The 19,879-nt window shown below is 36.3% G+C and carries 12 protein-coding genes; all 12 read right to left on the reverse strand.

Going from position 1 to position 19,879, the window contains the following annotated elements:
* Positions 1-35: 35 nt before the first annotated feature.
* On the reverse strand, positions 36-4,529 hold the full coding sequence (locus NK356_RS08560; RefSeq protein WP_253316729.1) for a hypothetical protein: 4,494 nt from the start codon (positions 4,527-4,529) through the stop codon (positions 36-38).
* Positions 4,529-5,548 (reverse strand): hypothetical protein, encoded by a 1,020-nt coding sequence (locus NK356_RS08565; RefSeq protein WP_034699536.1) that lies wholly within the window; start codon positions 5,546-5,548, stop codon positions 4,529-4,531. The genes NK356_RS08560 and NK356_RS08565 overlap by 1 nt, the downstream gene beginning before the upstream one ends.
* 14 nt (positions 5,549-5,562) lie before the next feature.
* Complete coding sequence (locus NK356_RS08570) at positions 5,563-6,405, reverse strand: hypothetical protein (RefSeq protein ID WP_034699535.1); 843 nt, start codon at positions 6,403-6,405, stop codon at positions 5,563-5,565.
* Between the two features lie 326 nt (positions 6,406-6,731).
* Positions 6,732-7,172 carry a lysozyme gene (locus tag NK356_RS08575; protein ID WP_034699532.1) on the reverse strand — a complete coding sequence of 147 codons (441 nt, stop codon included), beginning with the start codon at positions 7,170-7,172 and terminating at the stop codon, positions 6,732-6,734.
* Positions 7,169-7,738 carry a hypothetical protein gene (locus NK356_RS08580; RefSeq protein WP_034699530.1) on the reverse strand — a complete coding sequence of 190 codons (570 nt, stop codon included), beginning with the start codon at positions 7,736-7,738 and terminating at the stop codon, positions 7,169-7,171. The genes NK356_RS08575 and NK356_RS08580 overlap by 4 nt, the downstream gene beginning before the upstream one ends.
* A gap of 76 nt (positions 7,739-7,814) precedes the next feature.
* On the reverse strand, positions 7,815-9,131 hold the full coding sequence (locus NK356_RS08585; protein WP_034699528.1) for an ATP-binding protein: 1,317 nt from the start codon (positions 9,129-9,131) through the stop codon (positions 7,815-7,817).
* A gap of 551 nt (positions 9,132-9,682) precedes the next feature.
* The gene (locus NK356_RS08590) at positions 9,683-10,537 is read right to left on the reverse strand and encodes a hypothetical protein (protein WP_253316730.1); all 855 of its coding nucleotides are present in this window, start codon (positions 10,535-10,537) and stop codon (positions 9,683-9,685) included.
* 249 nt (positions 10,538-10,786) lie between these two features.
* Positions 10,787-13,069 (reverse strand): SGNH/GDSL hydrolase family protein, encoded by a 2,283-nt coding sequence (locus tag NK356_RS08595; RefSeq protein WP_253316731.1) that lies wholly within the window; start codon positions 13,067-13,069, stop codon positions 10,787-10,789.
* A gap of 77 nt (positions 13,070-13,146) precedes the next feature.
* Positions 13,147-14,004 (reverse strand): hypothetical protein, encoded by an 858-nt coding sequence (locus tag NK356_RS08600; RefSeq protein ID WP_253316732.1) that lies wholly within the window; start codon positions 14,002-14,004, stop codon positions 13,147-13,149.
* A 352-nt stretch (positions 14,005-14,356) separates the two neighbouring features.
* Positions 14,357-14,764, reverse strand: coding sequence for a 5-fold beta-flower protein (locus NK356_RS08605; protein WP_253316733.1), 408 nt, complete (start codon positions 14,762-14,764; stop codon positions 14,357-14,359).
* A gap of 202 nt (positions 14,765-14,966) precedes the next feature.
* Positions 14,967-15,428, reverse strand: a complete 462-nt coding sequence (locus NK356_RS08610) for a hypothetical protein (RefSeq protein ID WP_034699517.1) — start codon at positions 15,426-15,428, stop codon at positions 14,967-14,969.
* Positions 15,429-15,446: 18 nt separating this feature from the next.
* Positions 15,447-19,766: a hypothetical protein gene (locus NK356_RS08615; protein ID WP_253316734.1), complete on the reverse strand. Its 4,320-nt coding sequence runs from the start codon at positions 19,764-19,766 to the stop codon at positions 15,447-15,449.
* Positions 19,767-19,879 lie beyond the last annotated feature (113 nt).

Raw genomic sequence — 19,879 nt, forward strand, 5'->3', positions numbered from 1 at the left:
GAATTATATATTCCTTATTTTGGAATTTTTAAGTTTTAATACATCTTATTTTCTGCATATTTATATACGGTCTTTTCATCCCATGCAAATAATTGAATAGAGCTATACGGTGGTATTTTGTATGAATAAGCTGCACTTTTTATGTCAAATCCTTGTGCATGGCTATCACTGGCATTTAATACGAGTATTCTCTGACCCCGGAAACATTTTCCTAATGTAAATTGTTCACCATGAACACATCTGATGACCAGCATTCTATTATCAGAATCATAATATTGAACTCCTGGCTGCTGTTCAATCATGCCATGAGACAATCTCATTCTAGAGTCTTCATTGATAATCTCATCATCAAGATAGGAAAGACTTCCGTCCGGAATAAATAAAGTATTAGGCTTTTCATCTTTTGATTTAAAGTTTTCAGTAGCCTTTACTGAGCCTGAAACAGTTACTTTATCGGCATCATTAGCACCTGTACCTATACCAATGTTATGGCTCTTTCTATGGAAATTAATCCCTTCCCAACTGTTATATTTACTTGAATATTTATAATACTCACCTTCCAAAACAGTTAAATAGAACCCATCCTGTTCATTATATATACCAGATTCTCCGCCATTATATTCATCAGCAACCATTAATCCATTACCTGTATGACTGGTAAATTGCTGGTTTATAATAACACCGTTACTAGACATATAATTCCAGCTATTGATATTACCTTGGGAGAAATCTGCGTCACTCCACAATTTAAACCACTTACTGGACCATTTATCATCAATTCCCTTTCTTATTTTAAGCATAGGTATTCCTGCTCCATTGATCTCAGTTTGGTTGGCAAAAGCTAATTGGTATGAAGAATCCCCAGTGGATGCAGAGGTACCATCCCAAGGAGCATAAGTCATTACACCTGCATAATTTCCAGTTCCTCCAACATGTCCGGCCTGAATAAAATCAAATCTAACTCTACGACTATTACCATTAGGTGCAACAACTGTATCCGGGTTTCTTGAACCATCTCTTGAAGTAACAAAGTAATTTGTAGCAAAGACTCCGTTTGAATTAGTAAGATTTATCCATTGACCACCTTCCTCTTCAGGTTGAATTGACAGAGTCTGGCTCGTAAAATTAGATGACACCCAAGATTGAGTAGCCAGAAATACATAACCATCTGTTCTATGATAGATGTAAGGTGCACCTGCTGACAAACCACTTGAGAATCCTAATGTTTGAGCATTTTCCGCAGAATTAACTTTAGCATCAGGATTAAAATTGTTATTCGTCCAAAGCGATTCTCCATCTGACAATAAAGGAATATTCCCTTTTTTCGTCATGGTTGTTGTATTAACAGCCTGCCAATATTCTAAATGATTGCTGAATAAAGGAAAATCTATTCTATGATACCATGTATTATTTCCTGCTATGTGTAAAGAGTTACCATAAGTAGACGGGAATCCGTTACCTGTCGCCCAATCTGTAACGCTTAAAGGGTAATCAGTTTTTACTGCAGTTGCATCCTGATGGTTCCCTCTTTTCGCCAGGTATTCTCCGGGATTAAAGTTATTAGTAGTCCAGGGAATGCCCCCTTGAATTTTAACAACACCGCTATCTGAACTTAATAATAAATCGCCACCATTGACAGCTCTCATTGCAAAACTATCTCCTGCTCCACCGCCTATGGCAGAATCTCCATCAGCTCCAATATAAGCTATATCTTTAGATCCATCGTACTTTTGCCAGGTCAGATAATTTCCTGTTTGTGCAGTACTTTTCCATCTACCTAACATAGCCGGAGTTTCTATATTAAAAGCACCTGTCATAGTACCGCCATCTTTTCTGAGATAGTTCCCTAAGTCTGAAGATGATACAAAATCTGAGGCTAATCTCTGGCCACCACCTGCTGTTAAGATATAGTTATCATTATACCCAACTTTATTGAAACCTTTTGATGAAACCTGACCGGCATCAGTGAATGTTATACCATTATTTAAGTCCCAATCTTCTGCATTATTGGTAACAGAAGGTGCCAATATTAAATTGTTATTGGTAGGTTTCTGAATTGACCAGGATTTATAGGAACTATTTTTTAGTTTGAAAGGTATTCTGTTATAATAGGATTTTGCTGCCGATATAATTTCATCCGTATTTCTCGTCTGGTAATCGCTTGGTTTGAAATTTACATTATCCCAGGCTTTTCTCCATAGTGTCCAATTGCCATTATGCCCACTTCTATAGACCAGTTCTCCAGCGTCTGCATTAGTATCATTATATTTTACCTGCAACTGTGCCGTAGTATCCTGAGCACCCATGTGCAACATAGGACTATATAAATGCTGTACTCCTCCTGCATTATTATTTGCTCTGTAAACTCCGGAACTGGAATACCCTCCAAGACTATTGAAGTTATCATTAAACTGAACTGCTTTTGGGATATAGCTGCTGTCTGCAAAATTAGTTAACCAACTTCTTGTAGCGACTACATCAGAAGGTAAAGTAATGATATGGGTAGGATATACGTCAAGGTTAGGTTCTAATGCATGAGACCATCCCAGATTCCAATCCTGATAATAGTTTCCGTATTTAACTTCCACTCTAGCCACTTCAAATGAGAAATACCCATTCCAAAAAGTCTCTGATTCTCCTAATAAAATACTGACATATCCATCAGTTCCAATCCCAATCCTTGCGGTAGTGGTAGGAAAATTATCCGTTACTTCCCATATCGCTTTTGAACCATTAGTAACCAGAGTTCCTGATACATATTTATAGAAAGCGACATTTACTTTACCCAAGTACTGACTTTCATATCCATAAATATTGATATCAATACTAAACATTGCATGCTCTGGTGAAGCTTGTGGCATTTTAATCGCTAGAATACCCGTATGTCCTCCCACGTCATAATAGCCCTGGTAAACTTTATTAAATATTCTTACTTTATTTTGGCTTTTATTAATAGATCCTCCATCTTCAAATTCTAAATCCTTTGTTCCAAGATTCACATCCTTTGCTGCACCAGTATAGGGAACATAATTATTTAAAGTTGATGTATTAACAAAAGCTGACGGATCTAAATTATGAGCATCCCAGACCACTCCATTTACTCCATTTTTATAGTGTATTATATCATTGTTATTAGATTCTATAATCGTATTAATTGTAGGGTTTCCTACATATAATGTAGACGGGCCACTATAATTTAAAACCTGTTTATTACCTGTAGTAAATGAATTAGAATAAATACCTACGCTAGAATAAATCTGACCTGATCTTCCCAGAAAATGGGTAGGATGATCCGGATCTCCAAAATGGAAACCAATACCTTCATTCAGGCTATTGGCACTTCCCTGATAATAAGAAAGTCCGTAAGTATCTGCATTAGCAAATGACCAGATTCTATTTCTTTCATCTACTTTGTAAAACCTGTTTTGAAAACCTTCATCTGTTTGTACAAAACCTCTTGAATGGATTCCGTAAGGAGGAATAAACTGAGAGTCGGTATAAGAAGAAGAAGCCAATAAACCACCTGATAACATTACCTGTGCACTATTTCCATTGAGTCCGGCAATAGGTCTATCTGAATCTAATGCCCAATAGCCACCTGTATTTTTCTTCTCCCAAAATGTATTAGAAGCAACTAAATCTTCTTTAGTAAGTAAATGTTTAAGGTTTATCTGAATCCTTTTTGTGCCTCCCGGATCCGGATGATCCGACACTGAAGTAACTCTGTTATTTCCCTGGTCTAAACCTCCATATCCAACCGTTACTTTTACATCAAACCCCTGCCAGTAAGATAATTGAGCAAACCAAAAACAAAGTTTACCATTTAAGTTTAAGGCAGTAATTCCATTCCAGTAATATAATGTAGAATAGCCGCTATGAGAAATAATAGTACCGTTATAGATATATCCCTGGATCTTACAGTCTAAAGGCTGATCAGTGCCATACATATTACCTTTAATCTCTAAGAGAAACTGATCTCCATAGTCTACAGAATAATCTACATCAGTTTCAATTAATGTACCCTGTGGGAAGTTTCTTCCGGAATGATACCAGGAGTCTTCTTTTCTTCGGGAATCATAATCTCCACCACCTCCCGTCAGGAATTTTTCATTATCTGACCCGTCTTTATAATACCCGGCCGCTCTCACGTAATCAAAAGCATTGCCATTGATATTCATAAAGTGATACCCATTTGGCCTATACTGCAGTGTACCAGCATAAAGGCCAGGCTGATGAAAAGAAATTGCAGGGTAAATTGTATCAGACACCCCATTACCTCTTACTTCTAAAGCAACTGCATTATAAGCATTACCGGTAGCTCCTGAGAAGGATTTTCTTACCGGTATATCCTGGTACGTATTGGTTGTTACTAAATTTAAATCAGAAACTATTTCCGCATGGGTTCGTGTGCTAATTTTTTTCGTTACAGAATTCCAAACCATTACAGAACCTGCATCGTTTGGAACACTTTTCACAATTATCTCGCCTTCTACAGCGATATGATTGTTAAAATATTCAGGAGCAATCATTAGTCTAATCTAGCAGTTAAAGTAATTCTATATTCATTCGGGGTAAGCGGTGCCAAAACATCTATTTGTACGTCATTTTCTGATATAACCGTACAGCTTACATTTATTTTTCTATTATCAGTATTACGATAACAGATATAATCAACATTCAGGGTATTCCAGCCATGGGTGATGGCGAAAGCAACGGACGATCCATCTCCGATGTGCCATGTTTGGGATTTAATTTTTGCATCCAAAACAGCTTTCGTAGATTTTGGAGTCATTGCTTTAGTAATATTGACTCCTTCAATAGCTTCAACATCTGTAGCGATTTGGATCAATCCTTTTACCGTATCTGTAGCATCTACAATATCAGGAATACCTTTTTCTATAATCTGATAATTTTTAGGGATATTGTAAGCATCATCGGTATTGGCAATAAGATGGTCACCCACAGAGACAGGTTCATTGCCCACCCATCCATTGGCTGTAATTACCCATACCATTCCTGTTTTAATTACCGCTGCTGTAGCAGGTGATGGCATCGTCATTGAACCTTCAACAGTAGAAGGAATATAACCTCCCGGCTGATAGATCAGTGCTCCTGTAAGGCTTTGCCCTATGAAGTTTTCAACATAAGTTTTAATCTTATAGGATGACCATGTAAAGGTTCCTGACTGAATCGCATCATTCACAACAATAGAAACAATATCTGCATTGGTAAGATTTCGACCTGCTACTTTAATAACATGCCCTGAACTATTGGTCAGTATCTGACTTAGCAACAGAAGCCCGCTTGTCTGATTGGTCTGAAATGGATTATTAGTCAGCGGATAATCTGGATGTACATAATTTTCGGCCAAATTAATCCATTCGGTTCCGTTCCATTGATGCAACTGACCATTATAATCAATTACCCAACCTGCAGGAACATTATCCGTACTGGGAAATGAAGTAAATTGTTGAAAACGGGTACGTTGCAGTTCCCCGAAAAAATTATCCTGATTTGCGTTATTACTGATTACTGCGTTGTTATTCATAGTTTTTTATTTTTTTATGGTTTAACTTTTAAAATGAGAATGTTAATCGGATTAGCAAGGTCACCTAACATCTTGATCTCGATGGTTTGGTTGGTTGCATAATCGTCAATATTTATTTTTTTTCCGGTAACACTGTCCCGGGCCTGAATGATCACATTTTCCGTTTCAAGGGTATTGGGAAATACTGCACTTCCGGTAATCTGCACTACTGCACTTCCAGCTGTCTGTGAGATCAGCAAAACCTTATCATAGATCTGCTTATTAAATTCCTGTTGATTTTTCGGGCTGCTTAGCCAATCGTAGTTCAATAACAGCTTTACTTTATCTTCGCTTGATTCTCCTATGGGAAGAGCTTTTAAAGCTTCAATATCATCACGGTTTTTTTTAATGAAGTTTACTATTTCCTGAAGTTCATCTAAAGACAGATCATTAGACAATAATATCTTTCTAATATTTTCTATCTTCAGTGCTAAGTCTTTATCAGCATCTTTCAATGCATCCACAAAGCTATTTACCTGTATTTTAGTGTACACATTCCCCAATTGGTCAGAACTGTCAACTGTAGCAACATTGCTTATTCCAAGTTTGCTTTTCCAGCTGTCAACATGAGCAGAGGTCAGATTGCCGGCATTCAATAAAGCCAGATATTCCGAATGAGCCTTTGGGTCTTGTAAGTGTTGTTGAAATGCTTCCGCACTGGCAAATAATTGAAAGATTTCTTCAAATCCTTCAATACCTTTCATAGGGATTAAGTCATCTTTATGATAAAAAGATAAAAACGTGTCTTTAAACTGGGTTTCTGTTGGAAAATCTCCAGTTTCAAACCAACTGAAAATTGTATGTAATGGTGTACTCATTTGATAATTGATAATTAGTTTTGATAAAATTGATAATTGGGAGAGGCTTGAAGATTATTTCTATGGCGTGGCATTTTAAAGGAGCGAAAAAGTCCATATACTTGCAGAGGAAGCTATACGACTAGGCATTCACTCAGAAAGAATCAATGAAGCTGATTCCACTTTTGCGATCTCAAAATATTACAATGATGCTATAACATCTTTTTCTGAAATTTGAACTGTATGAGCAGTTTGAAGCCGGAACAAAGTAGTCTACACCTGACTTTGGAGATATATTTCCAAGAATAACAGATGGTTTAAAGTTCCCAGTATTAGGTAGAAATTGTTTATTTAGAAAAGAACAGATCAGCTTCAGCCTTTCTTCTGCGGATGAGTCCGTTTAATGTTTTCCCGGCAGCCGTAATATATTTCGTGGTAAACCAATTTCTGATGGCCTGCTCTTCTGCTTTTTTATTAATCAAAGAAAATAGTCCGTCTGATCCTCCGGTATTGTAAGTGTGTGAGACAAGAGCATCAAATTGATTCTGAGTAAGATTCAGTTTAATTTTACTGTTGACGATTTTTTCATAAGTTGGTAAAACAGATGAAAATAGCTCTATTCCTTTTTCTTTAGTGATGGCAGGATCTTTCATGGTTACTTTTTTTCCTCCCGGATAGTACGTGTTGCCATATCCTATTGTCGGAATTCCTGCAGAATCCAGATAAGGCTTTGAACTGAAACCTTCAAATGATACAATCAGATTGATTCCCTTTTGTGATGTTTTCATGTCTTAAAATATTTGTAGGTGAAAAAGATGAGTATTAAAGTGATTCCAATAATCGTAATGAAAATCCAGGCCAGGATCTCCAATCCATCTGTTTGAATTTTCCTGGTTTCTTCAGAGACTTTTGAAGCTACTTCTTTGACCGTTTCTTTTGAACTTGTTTTCTGGGTTAAATCCTGGATAACATGGTTAGTTTCTTCTTTTTTAACCTCTGATTTTTCATGGTTGGCCTTTGCATAATAGCTGCTGATAGAATATTCTGCATTTCCCACGATGGAAATACGTTGAAGGGTATCACGTCCCACCACATTATGGAAAACAAAGGGATTAGATGCATCCGATTTTCCTTTAATCAACAGCTCACCGGATATTTCATTTTTCTCTTCCTTCACTGACACCTCATCTGATAGACTTTGAGTGGACTGTGAGGTTTGAAGGATTAAAGAATCAGCTTTTATTTCTTCTGTCTTTGTTGTATTTTCTTTATATGTGGTTGTAATTTTGTGTTTACTCCGGCAGCCCAACATGAGACTGCTCAAGATGAGCAATAACAGAATTTTTGTTTTCATGAGTTTTAGTTTTAAAAATTGAAAAGGCTTATCTTGAATTCTTCAATTCCAGGAAATCCAAATGGTATTCAAATTCTTACATAAAGATTTTATCTTCTTTTACGTATTCTTTTTTGATGCTATCCAGCAACATGTCTAAGCTTACTTTGAAACCAGATTCCTTTAATGCAATTGTTTTTAAACTTACATCCTGTATGATATTCATAATATTGGAACCTGTTAATTCATATCGTTGAGCAATTTGTTCCAGATCAATATCTTCAAGTTGTAATTGTTCGGGTAAATTTTGCTGCCAGATACGCAGACGCTCTTCATGCTTTGGATTATTGAATTGTATGCAGCTATGAAAGCGTCGCGTAAAGGCTTTATCCATATTATTTTTAAAGTTGGAGGCCAGAATAATAAGCCCTGAAAATGTCTCTATGCGTTGCAACAAATAAGAAACTTCCTGATTGGCATATTTGTCATGGGCATCTTTTACAGAGGTTCGTTTTCCGAAAATAGCATCTGCTTCATCAAAGAATAAAATCCAGTTTTTATTTTCTGCTTTGTTGAACAGTTTAGCTAATTGTTTTTCTGTTTCTCCGATGTACTTTGAGACCAGCATAGAAACATCCACTCTGAAAACAGGACGCTGGGTGTATTTCCCTAAAAGGCTGGCCGCAAGAGTTTTTCCTGTTCCCGGCTCTCCATGAAACAACACTCTGAACCCTGGTTTAAGTTTGGTCTGCATATTCCAATCTTCCATCAGAATCTGGCTGCTATTGTACCAGGCTTCAATACTTTTAAGCTCCTGTAACGTCGTTTGAGGAAGAATCAAATCCGTCCATGATCGATGGGTAAGTATTTGTTCTGCCGGAAAATCATTGCTCATTTTCGGTAATAATTCCAGGCCAAACATGATCTTATTAAAAGCTTCTTCATGAATATTGATCTGACTGTTCATTGATGCATGTTCATGGGCTGAACCTGAAAAAACAATGAGTTCTTCCTGACTCAAAACCGAATTCGGCCCGAAATAATCCAGTGATTTTAATCTTTCTGAAATACTATCCCCTCCCAAAACGTATTGAACAGCCTGAATTGTAGGGTAAAAGAGCCTGCCGCTATCGTTGGTTGAACAGAAGTCAAACAGCGCACTCCCCGGATGTTCCAGATAAATGCGTTTCAGTAATGATGGATCTAATCGTGGCAATAAAGCCATTAAAAGAATCACAACTTCCTGATGGGCAAGCTCTTTCCCTGAAATATAATCTCCTAATTGAAAATTCTCATGGTTATTAGTATTAAATTCAGGGGCTCCTACATTAAAATCCTCTGAAGGATTGTTGATACGCCATGTAATAACCTTTTCTAAATGAGTAAATAATTTTTGTAATTGTTCTGACTCCATTGGTTTTTATCTTTTTTAAGATCCGGTGTACTGCATCCTTTTCATTTTTAGGATACATTCACACTTATCTTGTCGTTATTTCAAGAAACCTCAACCGGAAAGTTGCTCACATTCGAGTATCTCTCCACAGCCGACACAGCAGCTGTTTTTGGAAAGTAGCTCCTTCATTGGAGTCCTTCTTTTTAAAGAATCAATCTGCGTTTGAAAGAGAACAAGAGATCCGAAGATCAGCCATTCTGCTTCCAGGAGGAGATTCTTATGTTTACATATCAGAAAATTCCGGGATTTCAGGTGTTAAAAGGTGTCCTGCTAATGAGAGTTTCTCCGATTGAGGTAGTATTTTTAGTAATGAGAATGTAATGGATTACTTCTCTGCCGCCTTGCGATCTTAGTATCTTTTATAGGGATAGGATACGGCTTGTTGTGTTACATAATAGTAATTACTATGTTGTTGTGTACAGTTCAAAATTAATCCCTTTTTTGTTCTTGTAAAAGTTTTCTGCCCTATCTGTACTGTAGTTGCAGTAACTTTGTTTTAAAACCATTCATTATTATTTAAAAGCATAGTTACACTCAATCCTAATATTTCTGACTTTATCGACCTGGCCACCCCACCAATTTTCCTGACTTTGCCCGGCATACAAATATCCTGAGGCTACAAGAGTGTTAGTATCCGCATCATACAAATCGCACTGTATGTTCTGAGTGATTGCTTGAAGATCGGCATTATAAGCAATGTACAAAAAGTCCCATGCATCATAATGATCGGTAATAGTATCTTTATCTCCATGTTCATTACCCCAATATTGTGAGTATGCTCTATATTGGATAGGCACTTCAGTTCTGTTTATAAACTTAATACTTGTATTTACAATATTGATTCTTGCATTATTATCCATTTTAGTAATTTCAATGGGCAGTCTGCCATTCTTCAATTCTCCAAAATCAAAACCATCAGGAATAGTATTCAGATTGTTTCCGAATAACCTACGAACATAATAGCTTTCACTTAACTGATACCCAAAACTATAGTATTCGGTTTCTCCTAAATTCCCTTCTGATATTTTTTTTATTTTAACCGTATAAGGTGCGCTTCCAAATAAGTATTGTCTCACTACACCTACTTTTGTAGAATCTCTTAGGGTGATCAGCTGATCTTCTTCATCCGGTGAAGTTACAGCAACCTGGATTTCTAAATCTCCAACACTATTTGCAAAATAGTAAATAAATGCACTATCAATAGTTGCCAGATTATTAGCAAAGATTAGCATTTCTTTTTTGTTTAGGACATCTTCTTTATGCCTTAAAGAATCTATCAATTCCGAAAACTGACCTTGCGTTGGATGTTTACCTGTTTCAAAATAGGTTTTTAATTCTTCTCTTGGGGTTAATTTATTTTCTTCCATTATATTTTATTATTCTTTACAATTGAATTGCCTTTGGGCTCAATGATTATTTTTGTTATGTTTTTAAAAATTGGGATTCATCCTCTTTAATTCCTTTAAAATTTTAAAGTTTCTCTATTCTGCAGTACCGCTTGGTTTTAATAATCGGATGATGGGTTACCTGATTTCAAAACCGAAGTTCATCTTTTTTCTCTTTTCGGGAAAGTTTTTTGAACGCTCTATTCTGTAGTTGCAGTAAGTGTTATTTCTTTAAAGCCCCAGAGCATTGAACATTTCGGATGCAATAGCCTCCATTCCCAAATCACCGGGATGAATTGCTACACCTGAATTATTGACAGTATGCCACTGACCATCGTCACCTTTAACCTGTGCTCCCATATAGGATCTGTTTGCAGGAATATCAAGATGAGATATTTTAACAAAGGTTAAGCTATTCTCTGTGGCTACCTGAGACATTGCAGAGTCTTTATTAACATCTGCCCAGAATACACCTCCAATAATTATTTTAGCTGTTGGATTTTTTATTTTTATATAATTAATCAATGCTGAATACTCTGATTTAAATGTTCCAGAAAAAACTGCATTTTCACCCAGTCTTACACAAATCAAATCTTTTCCTGACAAATAAGTATCTAATTGAGATTTATCCCATGTAGAAGGAGAAGTTTCCCATCCGGCAATATTTAACACATCAGTTGTTGCAGCAGGTTTAAAAACCTTCATTTTTTCTAAAAAACGATGTACATAATCTTTACTCTTCTCAGATGCAGCCATTCCCCAGCTCCCCCACCAATAAGAAAGAACCGGATGCCTGGCGATTGAATTTCCTAAATGAAGTATATTTGAATATCCCGCCACATAATCCCATGTCACAGAGCCATCCGGATTAAATAATAAGGATACTTTTTTCCCGTTAAAAGTAAAATTCTGTTGTAATCCTGCAATTGATGAATTGATAGAAGATAAATCTGATTTTGTAGATATAGGGCTTTCAATATATTCTTTAAGGTATAACTTCATTGGAAGTGATTTCCCTGATACTTGCGTCAGCACTCCGGTGTAATTATCAGCAGCCCATAGATTTGCTATTGCAGGTGTATTATTCACAGGAAATTTTGAAGGAAATTTTAACCCCACATACTCTCCTTTCGCAAGTATTACCGGATCAATTGTAACAACATTTAACCCGGCATTTAAAGTTTTCCTTATTACATTTGTTTCAATAAACTTTCCGGCCTGGTCCAAAAATCCGGTTACTATTTGATAATCCCCCGCAGTAACTGTTCTGATTTCAATTTTTTCTAATATATGGGAATTTTCAAGCTCTAATTTATTAATTGCGTATCCTTCTATACCATCAGAATCTGCAGAAACACCAGATTCTCCTTTTCCAACCTCAACACCTGTATAGCCATTCTGAGAATAATCTTCTACAATTTTACTAACTGATTTAGAAAGATTGAAAACGGATTCACTTTGCAGAGTAGTTTCATTAATATCCGAAAGCTCAAACCACAGAGCATAATAACTTCCTACACCTGCCTGTACTCCTCCTGAAGTAGTGCTATATTGAACAAATCTATTTCCTGCAGCACCCGGATCTCCATAAAATATTTGAGCTGATGTAGTTGGTAAACAGACAACAGCAGCCATTTCTCCGGTATTGATTTTAATTTTCTGGCTTGTAAAATCAAAATTGTTCCAACCGGCAACCCCTGATTTCTCTTCACTTTCCCAACGCATAATAAATTTTGTACCATCATAGCGTCCGATACAAAACTTTAAATTACCTGCTACTGCAAGTCTTATATTTGCTTTTGTTAAAAATTTATTTGAATCTGAAACTGCTGTCGTATTTGATTTAATATTGTATAAGCCAGCTTGTATTCCATCAGGAGAAGTTCCTGCCAATTCAACTCCAATGTTTTTATAAAAGCCACCTACCTCTTCTACTGATTTTCTTACCTCATCAGATTCTCCTCCTTTTACTTTATTAACCAGCCAACTATTGATTTGTTTACCTCCCTGAGCGTCAATATTATTATCAGAGTCAAATTCTAATGCTACATTTACTCCCGGAACAGCCACAAAGTCTTTTTTCGTTACTCCATTACTAACATTCAGAAATACTAATTGTTCATCCAAATCTGCAGTTGTAACTTCAATAGGTACACCGGAAATATTTTTAAAATTGATATAAGTACCTACTGTCCTGGCTTCCCATTTTTCGTAAAGGTCCGCATCACTAGGCATCCATATTGTTGGTGAACTGTTGGGAAATGCTTCTCCTTTGACAATTGATTTTGTACTGGCTACTGCATCATTTACGGCTTTTAAAAGAGTTTTTTCAACTTCTTTATCCAATTTATTATCTAAAGAATCTTGTAAGCCATTTATAGCTTTCAAATCCATCACTTCATCTTTATGCCAGTATGAATCTATCAAATCAGAAAATTGATTTTGGGTGGGATATTCACCGGTTTTAAAATAGGTTTTTAATTCTTCTCTTGGGGTCAATTTATTTTCTTCCATTATATTTTATTGTTCTTTGGTTTTCATTTCTATGGATGCTCAGTCTGGAGTTCGAAACTCATCTTTTTTAGCTTTCACTATTTTACATTTTCAGAATAGCTGCATTCGATTCTTATATTTCTAACTCCATTAACCTGGCCGCCATTCAAAGAAATCTGGTTTTGTCCTGCGGGTAAATAACCGGTTGCCAAAAGGGTGTCATTTTCAGCATTAAAGATTTCACATTTAATGGATTGACTGGCTTTCGTAAGGTCTGCTCTATAATAGAAACTCAAAGAATCTTCCAGGTCATAATGATCCGTAACTGTATCTTCAGATCTATATGGATCATTCCATCCCGCGCTTTCTATTCTATACTGGATAGGCACTTCAGTTTTATTAACGAACTTAATACTGGTGTTTAAAATGTTTATTTTTCTTCCAAAACCTCCTTTCGAAAGTTGTATAGGTAACCCAATACCTTCCAGCTCTCCAAAGTCAAATCCAACGGGAATTGTCTTCAGATTATTCCCGAACAGTCTATAAACAGTGTAGGTCTGATCTAATTGATAAGCCAAACTATAATATTCCGTTTCTTTCAAATCACCTTCAAAGATTTCTTTCACTTTTATCGTATAAGGTGCACTCCCTACAAAATAACGTTTATCTAAAAAGCTTTTGAAATCAACAGATGAGATCACCTGATCCGGTTCATCATTTGTGCTTACCACGATTGAAAATTTTAGATTTCCGACATTATTTGTTGAAAAATTAACGTATGAGTTATCAATAGCTGCCAAACTATTGGCAAAAATGGCCAGTTCTCTTTTGGTAAGGACATCTTCTCTAAGCCTTAAGGAATCTATCAGATCTTCAAATTGGCTTTGTGTGGGATATTTTCCTGTTTCAAAATAGTTTTTTAACTGGTCTCTGGTTGTTAGTTTATTTTCCTCCATAATACTTCTTTATAATTTATGCTTCTGGGCATCATTACACTTTGGTTTCAATGATAATTTATGTTATGTTTTAAAGTTCTGAACTCATCCTTTTTCTATCCCTGGAAAAGGGGTTTTAGTCTCGTTACGCTGTAGTTGCAGCACCGTTTAATTGTAAGAAGCAGGATGATGACTTCTTACATTTCATTGCCCAAAATTCATACTTTTTTTGTTCCTGTGAAAGTTTTTTGGCCCCGCTATTCTGTAGTTGCAGTACCCTCTGCTTTTCAGGAATAAAAAAGGCCCGGATCTTATAATCCGAGCCTTTTTAGCTTCTATACTTAACGTTAATTTCTTTTCGCAGAGTTGATGATTAATCCAGCTTAAAGAAGAAATATACTACCGCCGCCCACTCTTTTTTGATTCCTTTTGCATACCCGATAGTGCTATGGCTGCTGCTTTCTACCGTTCCATCATCTTTGATATAACCAATAGTGGAATGACTGCTGTTTTCTACAGTACCATCTTTTTTTACATACCCTACCGTAGAACGGCTCTTATTTTCAATAGTTCCGTCACTTTTGATGTAGCCAATAGTACTTCGGCTTTTATTTTCAATAGTCCCATCATTTTTAATGTATCCCACGGTGGAATGACTGCTGTTTTCTATGGTTCCGTCATTTTTGATATACCCTGTGGTACTGTGGCTTCCGGATTCTATAGTTTGAGCACCTAAAGAAAGACTGAAGAGAAGGGAACAAAAGAAGAGTGTTTTTTTCATATTCAATATTTTAATGAGTTGTTAACTTTGGTTATTTGATGTATTCAAAAGTATTGATTATTCTTTTATAAAGATAAAAACTTGTAGATAAATGATTGAAAATAAAACCGCACGAAAGGATTCGTGCGGTAGCAGGGGAATATATATTAATACTTTAATCGAATAAACAAAAACGAAACCTTGTGGGTTTCGTTTTTAAAGACTAATCTTCTATTTCAAAGCCATAGTTGTCATGATGAGACCATTTAAAAATATAATAAGTCATCATGCTATGATGAGAGAATTCTATTAAACAAGCATAGAATCCAGCATCAATAGATTCTTTTTTTGTTATTGGATCTATACATTTACCATCCATATAAAGAAAGTTCGAATAATAACTTGGTGATACTTCCTTAGATGGATCTATTACTTTATGCTTTATAAATTCCTGCAACTGCATTTCTGATACAGAGTTATATTCGCAGCCATTATATAAATAAGATACCGAAAAATCTTCTTCTGTAAAAAGAGTCAATTCACTTTCTGATATAATTTCTATTAATTGTCTTATCGTTTCTTTATTTTTATTTCCATTTAAATATAAATGGACTATTTCTAATTCATCTGTAGTTAAATGATACTGTAAATCATCCAAATCAATTTCTATCTGGCCTATTCTCATGGTCTTTTATTTTTTAATTTATAATACATTAGGTAACTTTCCATTAAACTCACCTTGAGCTAATGCTATAATAATACTTCTTGTAGACGTCCCATCTTGCGGTATAATACTGTAAGCTGTTAATGTTTTATCTGAACCTTTAAAAATAATTACCGGCTCATTGTGGTTGTACTGTGATTGTGGATCGACATCTTCTCCCAATATATAACGGGTTTTATTAAAATGCAATATTACTTTATCCGCTTCTACAATTTTTTTATCCCGATTGTTTACAACACTATTCACTGCTTCATCCTCATCTTTCCCCAATATTTCCTGCATTAAATGGAATTTAATTTTAAGGTTAGGGTATTCATTGTCATTCAATAATTTTGAAATACCATTATTAATAATACCGTTTACTGAACTCCCAGAAACCATTGTTTCTACAATGTCTATAGTTACTGCTTTCTCTTTCTGATCCTTCATCACCTGATGAATATATTTCACTATATCTTCTGGTTGTTGTGTTTTATGAGTTTTAAATCTTAATTGACCTTTGTTTGTCTTTTTTTGAATACCATTATCATCAAGAAGAGGTTCAGGTTCTGTTTTAAGCATTTTCTTATTTTCAATATCCCTACCTTTAGTAAGTGCATCTCCTAGTAATGAACCTCCGGTTTCAGTAGTTATAACATATTCTCCCTGCACATTTTTTCTCATTTCACTTAAAGCTCCTTGATATTCTCCTACAAATGGCGAATAAATAACACCATGCTGAGTTCTCCATTTTTCTCCCCCTCTTATATCTTTTACAGCATCTCTTATATTTGTTCTCCCACCTTCAGTACTACCATCTATTTTCAAAATTGTATTTTCTATGCTAGACAATTGTTTTTTAAAATAATGAGAATATTTTCCATCTTTAATATCAACTTTTCCATTTTGTACAAACATTAGTTTTTTGATACTATATTTCAGCTCATTCCCTTCTCCAAATATACTAAATAATTGCTGCAGAGTACTGGAGAGTTTTTTTTCTTTATTTTCTACATTATCATCTAATTTCTCAGCTTTTTCAGCATCTCCATTGGAAGAATTTTGCTTTTTAAGTTTATTAAACTCCTTATCTGTTTCTTTTGCATCACTATGAAGATCAACATACTGACCCTTAGCCTTCATCAATAAGGATTCTGCTTTTGCCTGCTCTTCTTTTGGTAAAGATTTCAATTGCTTACTCCATTCTTCTAGCCTTTCGGGTACACTCAAAGGCGTACTCGCTACCATTACTTCAACATTATTACCTTTTGTACTAATCCAGAGTCTATGATTCTCTCCCTCAGCAGAAAAATAAATGGTTTCTCCAACTTCACTATCTTCAAGTTTTTTATCATTTTTGGTCATCCCTTTCTTATCCTTTCCATCATCTTTTCCTTTCTTACTAATGCCTAGTTTGTTTAGTAGTTTACCACCTTTTATTTTCACAAAAGTCCAGAACTTAGTAATCGCTTTCACAATACGCTCACGTATTTTACGTATTACTCCAACAACTTTATCTGCTAAACCGCCAATTCCCAATAAGGAAGCTAAGAAACCTATCAGTACAGGAATAGCTCTTCCCAATGCATTTTCTATCGATTTGGCCACTGCTCCTACATTTCCGCTGGCAATTGCTTTTATACTATCGGTAAAGGCTTTTACCAGTTCCATGATTTGTGCAGCACGCTGGATGAAGAATTTCACAACATCTATAATCGCCATTGCCGCTTTTATAAATGCTCCTACGGGAGTCAATAATCCCATCACCCATTTAATACCCGCTTGAATTACCTGTGTCTGGATAATGTCCATAATAGCATCCATTACCGTAGCTTTAAGGTCCGCAAACTGATCTTTCAAATGCTCCCAAAGTCCGGCAACACCTTCTTTACGAACAATCTGTACCATTTCAAAGCTTGTTTCAAGAACTTTCATTACAGGTTCTCCTATCACTTTAGAACCGATGGCTCTAATGCCGCTCCATGTTAAACCAAGCACCTGTGTTGTGATGGAGAAAATTCCTTTTAATGAGAATACATCTTCCGGCATCGTAATAGAAATACCTTTCATCGCTCCGGTTAACCATCCAAAGAAGCCGGTTTTAAGATGGGTCCAGATGTTGTTTCCGAAATTGGTAAACCCTTGCGAAACTCCTGCAATAAGATTTTTGAAAAACCCTATCGGATCCATGATGATCGCCTGAATGGCACTGATAACACCGGATAATAAATTGGTAAGCGTATTTTTAATTTCAATAATAATAGCAAACACGCTGGTTTTAAGTACCTCAAGAGCTTGATTAACCCATCCGCTATTTTGTGTTTTTAAGTCTGAAATTCTGGCATCAATACTGGTTATATTGTCTGCGTATTTTTTAGCCAATACATCAATTAATGCATCCTTTTTGCTGTTTACGCTGTCTTCCAGTGCATTGAATTTACTTTGAATCTCTGCAATAGCATCTTTTCCAATTTTTCTTAAACTTGGCGATAAACTGTTGACATAAGTCTGTACCTCTTTTTTACCTTTAGCAATTCTGGTTTTGGCTGCATTAAGCTGAGTGGTAACATGGGTTGCGATTTGGTCAATAAATTTATCCATGACTTTAATGTACAGGTCCTTACCACTGTCAAAAAATTTGTTGACCTCCTTAGGTAGACCTGTAGCTTTGTCCCATAACCATTTCCCAGCTGCAACTAAAGCTCCGTATTTTGCATAGGCATCCCCATAACGCTTCTTTTTATAAGCTTTCATTTCTTTATCGACATAGGCTTCAAATGCTTTTTTAGCTTCTCTGCTGCCATTATCGAATTTTTCTGCCACCGATTTGTCCAGGTTATTTAAAATACCATCCACATCAGTTTTAGAAGTAAGATAAATACCATTAATATGATCGGCAATTTCTTTTCGTTTTTGACTGTCTTTGCCTGAGGTCTGCTTTTGTTCACCATGTACATTACCTAGTCCGCCTTTTCTTGCACCATGCATACCGCTAATGTGATGTGCCGCCTGGGTTTGGGCTTCATTACGGGTTTTAGACAGCTCTTTATTTTCGTTGGTTCTGAACTGTTGAGTTGCTGCAGCGCTTTGGGTTTTGGCTTTATTCTTTTGTGCCAAAGCATCTGTAAACGTAGGCTCATTAGATTTTGCCAACATCGTATCAGTGACCCCATTGGCTTTCATTTCACTATCGATGCTTGCTGTTTGCTCCTTAATAGGCTGTTCTACGCTTTCTGCATTTCTTTTCACCGGCATCGCTTTCGCTACATTGGGTGTTCCCGGAGCAATCCCTACATTTTGTGTTGGCATTTTTGCAACGGCACGAACAGGCTGTGCGGCAGTATTAGGTTGTGCAGCTGTTGCAGAAGCAATATCATTAGATGCCAGATTCTTTTCTTTTTTAACATCGCCTACTGCTTTTTGATTGACTTCCTGTATATTGTTGTGTTTCTCAAACTCATCTGCCTGCTCTTCATTTTTCGGAAGCCTGATGTTATGTATTTTTTCACTTAGCAAAGCTTTAAAATCTTCTTTCTTGAACAGTCCTGCTTTTTGTTCATCCATGGTATTCACCTGGCTGGCTTGTGCCATACTCTGACGTTCGTTGGCTGGTGATGGTGCTGCAGCTTGTGCATCTTCAGATGATTTTTTTGCAGGTTCGTGGCGTTTCTGCACCTGAGCTGTAGCGCTGATCCGGCCGCTCAATTCTATAAATCCGGGATTGTCTGTAGCATTTGCAGATGTTTTAGTTTCAACATCAACTTCTATCGCCTTATCTGCAGTTACTGATTGAGTTTTTTCTACAGCAGCAACTTCTGATTTCCTGGAAACGGCTTTTCCTGCCGCGGCCGTCTTTGTATCCGCTTTTTCTTCCTGATTGCTCTTGCTTTCCTGATAAACTACAGCTTGTTCCTGTACTGTTTTGGGCAGATAGGTTCCCGATTTAAGTTTATGATAATCTTGTATTTGATTATCATTCAAAGTAGACATATAGCCTTTTTCAATTTTCCTGGTGTCAGGATGGTTGATATCTCCGGTTTTCGCCAGACTCTCCTGGAGTTTTCCATATTTTTTTTCTGATCCCTGGCCATAAATGTCTCGTGAATCATGAACCCCCGCAACAGTACCATTGAGGTTGAGCAGGCTGTCATTAGGACTTCCTGATCCGGCAATAATGCCTCTATTTCCGGATTTTTGTGTTTGTATACTGGCCACATCTACCTCAGACAGAGGTACGACTACCGGATTTTTCGGCTTTTGCTTTTTGCTCTGGTTTTTATGGGCCTTATTGTCTTTTTCTACAGGTTTTGCTGCTTTCATTGACTTAGTTTTTTAATTTCATATTGTTTTAAAAGACCTATAGGCACAACTAAAGTATTGTGCCTTATAGGGTGCCTGCCGGGTTGGAAAAAATCATACCATGGAGGTAGATT

The sequence above is a fragment of the Chryseobacterium sp. S0630 genome (assembly GCF_024158915.1).
Lineage (GTDB): Bacteria > Bacteroidota > Bacteroidia > Flavobacteriales > Weeksellaceae > Chryseobacterium.

Coding starts and splice junctions, on each gene's coding strand:
- NK356_RS08575 (WP_034699532.1), bottom strand. CDS start 7,172: ATGAAAACATCACAAAAGGGAATCAATCTGATTGTATCATTTGAAGGT.
- NK356_RS08610 (WP_034699517.1), bottom strand. CDS start 15,428: ATGAGAATAGGCCAGATAGAAATTGATTTGGATGATTTACAGTATCAT.
- NK356_RS08565 (WP_034699536.1), bottom strand. CDS start 5,548: ATGAATAACAACGCAGTAATCAGTAATAACGCAAATCAGGATAATTTT.
- NK356_RS08560 (WP_253316729.1), bottom strand. CDS start 4,529: ATGATTGCTCCTGAATATTTTAACAATCATATCGCTGTAGAAGGCGAG.
- NK356_RS08570 (WP_034699535.1), bottom strand. CDS start 6,405: ATGAGTACACCATTACATACAATTTTCAGTTGGTTTGAAACTGGAGAT.
- NK356_RS08585 (WP_034699528.1), bottom strand. CDS start 9,131: ATGGAGTCAGAACAATTACAAAAATTATTTACTCATTTAGAAAAGGTT.
- NK356_RS08580 (WP_034699530.1), bottom strand. CDS start 7,738: ATGAAAACAAAAATTCTGTTATTGCTCATCTTGAGCAGTCTCATGTTG.
- NK356_RS08600 (WP_253316732.1), bottom strand. CDS start 14,004: ATGGAGGAAAATAAACTAACAACCAGAGACCAGTTAAAAAACTATTTT.
- NK356_RS08590 (WP_253316730.1), bottom strand. CDS start 10,537: ATGGAAGAAAATAAATTAACCCCAAGAGAAGAATTAAAAACCTATTTT.
- NK356_RS08605 (WP_253316733.1), bottom strand. CDS start 14,764: ATGAAAAAAACACTCTTCTTTTGTTCCCTTCTCTTCAGTCTTTCTTTA.
- NK356_RS08615 (WP_253316734.1), bottom strand. CDS start 19,766: ATGAAAGCAGCAAAACCTGTAGAAAAAGACAATAAGGCCCATAAAAAC.
- NK356_RS08595 (WP_253316731.1), bottom strand. CDS start 13,069: ATGGAAGAAAATAAATTGACCCCAAGAGAAGAATTAAAAACCTATTTT.